The 6155-nt window shown below is 62.0% G+C and carries 8 protein-coding genes; 1 reads left to right on the forward strand and 7 read right to left on the reverse strand.

Annotated elements, in window-relative coordinates; genetic code table 11:
• Positions 1 to 837, reverse strand: an 837-nt coding sequence (locus RMO57_RS14675; protein WP_310387841.1) for an ABC transporter ATP-binding protein, incomplete at its 3' end; no start/stop codon positions are given.
• Positions 838 to 1157: 320 nt separating this feature from the next.
• Here RMO57_RS14675 and RMO57_RS14680 point away from each other — a divergent pair.
• Positions 1158 to 1775 (forward strand): PEP-CTERM sorting domain-containing protein, encoded by a 618-nt coding sequence (locus tag RMO57_RS14680; RefSeq protein ID WP_310387843.1) that lies wholly within the window; start codon positions 1158 to 1160, stop codon positions 1773 to 1775.
• A gap of 61 nt (positions 1776 to 1836) precedes the next feature.
• Here RMO57_RS14680 and RMO57_RS14685 read toward each other — a convergent pair whose 3' ends face one another.
• The 6 genes from RMO57_RS14685 to RMO57_RS14710 form a co-directional block, all read right to left on the reverse strand.
• Positions 1837 to 2703, reverse strand: a complete 867-nt coding sequence (locus RMO57_RS14685; RefSeq protein WP_310387845.1) for a LytTR family DNA-binding domain-containing protein — start codon at positions 2701 to 2703, stop codon at positions 1837 to 1839.
• On the reverse strand, positions 2700 to 3113 hold the full coding sequence (locus RMO57_RS14690; RefSeq protein ID WP_310387847.1) for a hypothetical protein: 414 nt from the start codon (positions 3111 to 3113) through the stop codon (positions 2700 to 2702). Before RMO57_RS14690 ends, RMO57_RS14685 begins: the two co-directional genes overlap by 4 nt.
• Positions 3114 to 3115: 2 nt before the next feature.
• On the reverse strand, positions 3116 to 4528 hold the full coding sequence (locus tag RMO57_RS14695) for a sensor histidine kinase (protein WP_310387849.1): 1413 nt from the start codon (positions 4526 to 4528) through the stop codon (positions 3116 to 3118).
• Positions 4529 to 4735: 207 nt separating this feature from the next.
• A complete protein-coding gene (locus tag RMO57_RS14700; protein WP_310387851.1) occupies positions 4736 to 5305 on the reverse strand; it encodes a YceI family protein in 570 nt (189 codons plus the stop codon).
• Positions 5306 to 5354: 49 nt separating this feature from the next.
• Positions 5355 to 5918 (reverse strand): YceI family protein, encoded by a 564-nt coding sequence (locus RMO57_RS14705; protein WP_310387853.1) that lies wholly within the window; start codon positions 5916 to 5918, stop codon positions 5355 to 5357.
• Positions 5915 to 6155: cytochrome b (locus RMO57_RS14710; RefSeq protein WP_310387854.1), on the reverse strand; the 241-nt coding region annotated here is incomplete at its 5' end. The genes RMO57_RS14705 and RMO57_RS14710, both read right to left, overlap by 4 nt.

Below are 6155 nucleotides of genomic sequence, written 5' to 3' on the forward strand. Positions count from 1 at the left end.
GTCCTCCAGGTCGCCGTCGACCGCCTCGAAACCGGCCTCGGGTGCGCTGTCGGCCAGCACATGGATGACGGTCTGGCCACCGCGCAGGCGGTTCGAGATCACGTTCAAGTCGACCTGGTAGCGCGGCAGCGAGGCGCTGTCGACGCTGCGCCGCCAGACCCGGCCCTGCAGCTCGCGGCGCAAGTTCTGCGGCGCGCCGGTCAGCACAATTTTGCCGTTATTGATGATGGCCATGCGCGGACACAGATCGGCCACGTCCTCGACGATATGGGTGGACAGAATCACCACCACGTTCGCGCCGATCTCGGCCAGCAGATTGTTGAAGCGGTTGCGCTCTTCGGGGTCGAGGCCGGCGGTCGGCTCGTCGACGATCACTAAGCTGGGGTTGCCGATCAGCGCTTGCGCCACGCCGAAGCGCTGGCGCATGCCGCCCGAATAGCCGGCCACCGCCTTCTTGCGTACGCCCCATAGATTGACCTGCGCCAGCAGCGTCTCGACGGTGTCGCGGCGCTCGCCCTTGTTGGCGATGCCTTTCAAGACGGCCAGATGGTCGAGCAAGTCATAGGCCGACACGCGCGGGTAGACGCCGAAGTCTTGTGGCAAATAGCCCAGCGTGGCGCGCAAAGCCTCGGGCTGCTTGAGTACATCAATCGCGCCGAACTGGATGCCGCCTGAACTGGGGGTTTGCAGCGTCGCGATGCAGCGCATCAGCGATGATTTGCCGGCGCCGTTGGGCCCCAGCAGGCCGAACATGCCCTTGGGAATGTCGAGACTGACGCCGTCCAGCGCCTTGACGCCGTTGGGGTAGATGTGGGTGAGATTGGAGAGTTTCAGCATGGGGCGAGGGTCCTGTTACGCGAGCAGTGAGTGTTGGCTTTGCACAGGCGTTCAGTGTCGCGAGTCGCCCGCGCACAAGCCAGGGCGCTGCGATAGGGTGTAGATAGGGCCGCTCGAATGGCATCGCGGCGTGCGACGCGACGCAGGTCATCGGGGTTACTCCCTAGTTTGGCTATGGTTAAGAGTGAGGCCCCCGCCTACTATTTGCTGGCGCTTGTAGCCGACCCGCTGCTTTGACCGCTTGAAGGAGTGGCGCCGTCAACAAGCTTGCTGCCCGCAAGCCAAGGCGCTTCACGTTTGACCAATATCGGAGAGTAATCATGAGCTTGTTCAAGTCATTTTTGTCGAAGGCGACGTTTGTCGGGGCGATCCTGCCGCTTGGGTTGAGTCTGGGCTTGTGCGTGAGCGCGGCGGCGCAGGGCGCGCCCAACCCGGTCATCATTTTTCAGGAAACCACCTCGTCGCTGGAGCCGATTTACACCCGCCCGATCGACCCGATGGTGGGTCGTTGGAGTGTTGAAAAGTACATCTGGAACGGCAGCCAGTCTGCCTGGACCGACTTCCACATCACCCTGCAAACCTTTGTCGGCGGTGCCTGGGTGGATTCGGGTGAGGGCGACGGCATTTCATTCGACCAACCCACGGCCTATGCGGACTGGCTGAAGAACGTCAAGGTTGATATCAACGGCATTTTCGTTGGCGGCTGGCATGTCGACCGCACGAACCAGCCCATCGACATGTTGGACTTCTATTTCGATGACTTTGTGATTAAACCGGGAGATCAACTGTCCTTGCACTTTGAGATGTATGACACCGCGGGAACCAATATCTGGCGGCTCAAGCAAGTGCCGACCATTCCGGAGCCTAGCCAGTCGGCATTGCTCGCACTCGGTTTGGCCGGCTTGGCATTGGCCATCCGGCGGGCACGCTACTCTTGATGCAAGGCGGCGCTGGGGCTGGGCGTCAGCCCCAGTAGTTTCCGCTGCACGGCGGGTCGGCCTACATGCCCTTGAATAATTGCGTGTAGCTGCGGCTGACTTCGAGTTTCTCCGTCAGGCCCTTGACGCCGATCATCTGGCGGCCACGGAAGTCGCGGGTGATGCCGTCGATCGCGCGGGCATTGACCAGGGTCGAGCGGTGTACCTGCCAGAACAGTGCTGGGTCCAGCTCATCGACCAGCTCCTTGATCGGCTTGCGGATCAGCGCCTCGACGCGCGCCGTCTGCACCCGCGTGTACTTCTCGTCGCTGATGAAGAACAGCACATCCTCGACCGGAATCATCTGGATCGCTTGGCCGACGGTGGCTTGAATCCACTGCAGATATTTTGGCGCCGCGCCGGGGTTGAGCTGGGCCGAGAGCTTGTGCAGCAGTTGCTGCAAGGGCGCTGCAGCGGCGTTGCCGCTGCCCGCCTCTTCCTTGGCGCTGCCATCGCGCAGCGCCAAACGTTTTTTGATGCGCTGCACCGTCACCGCCAAACGTTCACGCTCAGCCGGCTTGAGCACATAGTCGGCCACGCCCTGCTCAAACGCCTCGACCGCGTATTGGTCATAGGCGGTGATGAAGACGATCTCGGGTACCAGCCAGTCTTCACCCTCCGGCACATCATCGCCGCCGCCCATCTGGGCAATCTGGCGCGCTGCGTCAATGCCAGTCAAGCCCGGCATGCGGATGTCCAAAAAAACCAGATCAGGCCGATGCTGCCGCACCAACTCGACGGCTTCGAGGCCGTTCTTGGCCTCGGCAACAATTTCCAGATCGGGCCAGACTTCGTTAAGCCGCGCGCGCAGCTGCTCGCGCATCAGGCGCTCGTCGTCAGCCAGGACGGCGCGCACGCGCAGGGATTCGGAGTTTTGAGGTGAATTCATCGGGCAATGCTAGCGGCTTGCGCAGGTGATTTTGGACGTTTTTTTCTCAGTACGATCAAGAGCAGCAGCACCAGCAGGATGAGTGGCGAAAACAGCATCGCGCCGAGACTGAGCAGGCCCACAGCCACGGCGGCCAAGATCGCCAGCGTCAGCAGCAAGGGCAGGCCGACACTGAAGAGCAAGACCAGCGGGATCACCAGGCAGACCACCGCACCGGCCGCCAGCATGCCGAAGACGACGCCGAACCAGGGTACGGACTGCAGGCCCTGCAAGTCCAGATCTTCGCCGTTGATGCTGATGCTGACGTCGGGCTGGGCGATCAATGCGTGCCACAAGGCGCCGCCTGCAAACAGGCCCAGCAGGGCCAGCCCCAGGCTCAGAATCAGCAGCCATTTGAACGTCGTTTTCATCTCTAAGCTCCTTGCTTGTCATCGGAATCATGGCCGCGGCTGCGGTAGGGCACGGTGATCGTGACCTTGGTGCCGCTGGGCTGGTTTTCGCTGACGGTGACGCTGGCCTTGGCGCCGTACAACAACATCAAGCGCTCGCGGATATTGGCCAGGCCCACGCCGGTGCCGCTGGTGGCGGCGCGGCCGAAGCCCAGGCCGGTGTCGGCCACCGTGACCGCCAGTTTGCCGTGGTTGACCTCGGCCTTGACCGTCAGCATGCCGCCCTCGGCCTTGGGCTCTAGGCCATGCTTGATGGCGTTCTCGACCAGGCTTTGCATCATCATCGGCGGGAACTCGGCTGACAGCAGGCCCTCGGGCACATTGATCTCGGTCTGCAGCCGCTCTTCCATGCGCACCTTGAGAATCTCCAGATAGGGTTTGATGACGGCCAACTCGCGGCCGAGGTCCCGCACGCCGCTGGCATTGGCCTCGCGCATGGTGGGCATCGAGGCCCGCAAGAGCGCAATCAGGTTTTTTTGCATCTGCGAGGCGCGCGGCGGGTCGGTCTCGATCAGGTGGTCGATCGAGGCCAGCGTGTTGAAGAGGAAATGCGGCTCGACCTGCGCCTGCATCGCGGCCATGCGGGCCTCGACCACTTGGCGCTTCAACGACTCGGCCTCGGCCGTTTCGGTCGCTTGTGCTGCCTTTACTTCGGCCTGCAGCCGGCCTTTGTAGCTGACCTTGATGAGGGCCGAACCCAGCACAAAGAAGAAGGCCAGCTTGACCAAAAAATCGCCCAGATGCACGACCGTGGTGTGGCGGCGCGGCTGGCTCTGCGCCTCGCGGGCGGCGCGACGGGCTTCTTTGGCCGCCTCCTTGGCAACAGTCTGCGCCGCCTCCGAGGCCTCGCGTAAGGCGTCTTCAATGCCGGACTTGGCCGCCTCAACCGCTTGCCTGATCTCGGCCGATTTGGCTTCTTTGGGTAGATGGATCTCAATCGAGGGCAGGTCGGGGTCGATCTCGCCGTCTTCTACAGCCGATGCAGCGGCATCGGCAGGCGCCGACGCGGCAGATTTGGCCTTGCGCGGCTGCACCTTGACGCCGTTCTCGTCGATGGTGATTTCGTAGTGAATCGGCTTGTCGGACTTGATCAGTGGCTTGGCGGCGCGGCGGGCGGCCGGGCTGGGTTCCGGCAGTGCCGGCGGCTCGGGCTCGGTGGCCGGCTCAGGGATCTCGTCCGGCGTGACGGTGGAGCTGATGCGCCAGGTGAAGGGCGGCAGATCCTGCAGGATATTGACGCCGATCATCAGCGCCACCGCCAAGACGATAAAGCGCTTCCAACTGATGCTGACCAGCCAGCCGGCGTAGCTGTGGAAGATCCGCAGCATGGCTGCGGCGAGGCGTTGCCAGCGCTGGTAGAGCGTGGGCGGGTGCATTGAAGAGGGACCTTGTTGCATGGGCTGCACTGTACTGAAGGCGTTGACCTGGACCCAGACGCTCGCGATACAGCGCAACACGGAATGGTCGAACTGCACCAAAACGCGACAGTCGGCAAGCCCTAAAAGTGAAAAACCCGTCGGCCGGTGAGGGCGGACGGGCTTCAATTGCAAAGAACAGGCAGCGCAGCTGCCTCAGGCTAGGTCTTATTGCTTGACCGCTTCCACCTGAATGATCAGCTTGACGTTCTTTGGAAAACCCCAAGCCAGGCCGTAGTCGACGCCCCACTGGGTGCGGTCAATGGTGGCCTCGAAGTCGCCGCCGCAGACTTCGCGCTTGAGCATCGGGTTGTCATAACAGTTGAAGTGATTGGCTTTGAGCGTGACCGGGTTGGTCTTGCCGCGCAGTGTCAGCTGGCCCTGCACTTCGCTGACCTTGTCGCCGTCGAAAACGAATTTGTCGCCGACGAACTGGGCGGTCGGGAACTTCTCGGCGGCGAGCAGGTCTTCGGCCAGCAAATGCTTGTCCATGGGCGCAAAGCCGGTGCTGGCCGAGGCGATCTCAAAGCTGATCTCAACCCGGCCGGTCTTGGCGGCGCGGTCAAACTGCACCGAGCCTTCTTTTTTGTCGAAACGGCCCCGGTTGGTCGAGGTGCCGAAGTGCGTGATCTCGTAGGTCACAAAAGTGTGGCTGGGGTCGATGGCATAGGTGGCTGCTGCGGCTTGGCAAAGGCCGGCGCTTGCGGCCAGGGCAAAAGTCAGAAGAAACTGTTTCATGCTGAGGGTCTCGTGGGGAGTGGGAAATGCTGAGGAAAAAAAAGAAAATTTACAGGGCTGCGACGCCGTTGAAGGCGAGCTTGAACTTCACCTGCACCTCGTTGGCGACCAAGGAGGTGTCGGCCCATTCGCCGTCGCCGATCTTGAATTCGAGGCGTTTGAGCACGAAGCCGCCGCTGGCCGCCGTGACGTTGCCGGACTGCGCCAACTGAACCGGCACGACGATGTCGCGGCTGAGGCCCTTGATGGTCAGCTTGCCGGCGACATCGAACAGATTGCCGCCCCGGGCCTTGATGGCGCTGCTTTGAAAGTGCGCCAGCGGGAGTTTTTTGCTATCAAACCAGGGCGCTTTGGCGAGCTCGGACTCAAGCTCCGGCGCGCCCAAGCTCACGCTTCCTAACTCGATATTGAAGCTGACCTGGCCGGCCTCGGGTTTCTTGGGGTCAAAAGTCAACTTGGCGTCGAAGCGCTTGAAGCGGCCTTCCACCGGCACGCCCATCTGGCGGCTGGTGAAGCTGAGTTCGCTCAAGCCCGGCAACAAGTCGGCAGCAGCAGTAGCCGGCCCGGCCGCGCCAACCAACACGGCCAACAATATTTTGATCAGAGTTTTCATGCTGAAGGATTCCGTTTCAGGGGGAAGGGAGACATGCGCCGAAGCAGGCCGTCACGGTCGAGAAAATGGTGTTTGAGTGCGCCGGCCAAATGCGCCAGAATCAGTGCCGCCAAGCCATAGGCCAACAACTGATGCGCCTGCTTGAATGAGGCGGCCAAGGCCTTGTCCAGTGGCACAAAGTCGGGCAAGGGTAAAACACCGAACCAGACGATGGGGAAACCCGCCGCCGAGCTGTAG

It is taken from the genome of Roseateles sp. (assembly GCF_031397715.1).
Taxonomy (GTDB): domain Bacteria; phylum Pseudomonadota; class Gammaproteobacteria; order Burkholderiales; family Burkholderiaceae_C; genus Paucibacter_A.

Coding starts and splice junctions, on each gene's coding strand:
- RMO57_RS14685 (WP_310387845.1), bottom strand. CDS start 2,703: ATGAATTCACCTCAAAACTCCGAATCCCTGCGCGTGCGCGCCGTCCTG.
- RMO57_RS14700 (WP_310387851.1), bottom strand. CDS start 5,305: ATGAAACAGTTTCTTCTGACTTTTGCCCTGGCCGCAAGCGCCGGCCTT.
- RMO57_RS14705 (WP_310387853.1), bottom strand. CDS start 5,918: ATGAAAACTCTGATCAAAATATTGTTGGCCGTGTTGGTTGGCGCGGCC.
- RMO57_RS14695 (WP_310387849.1), bottom strand. CDS start 4,528: ATGCACCCGCCCACGCTCTACCAGCGCTGGCAACGCCTCGCCGCAGCC.
- RMO57_RS14680 (WP_310387843.1), top strand. CDS start 1,158: ATGAGCTTGTTCAAGTCATTTTTGTCGAAGGCGACGTTTGTCGGGGCG.
- RMO57_RS14690 (WP_310387847.1), bottom strand. CDS start 3,113: ATGAAAACGACGTTCAAATGGCTGCTGATTCTGAGCCTGGGGCTGGCC.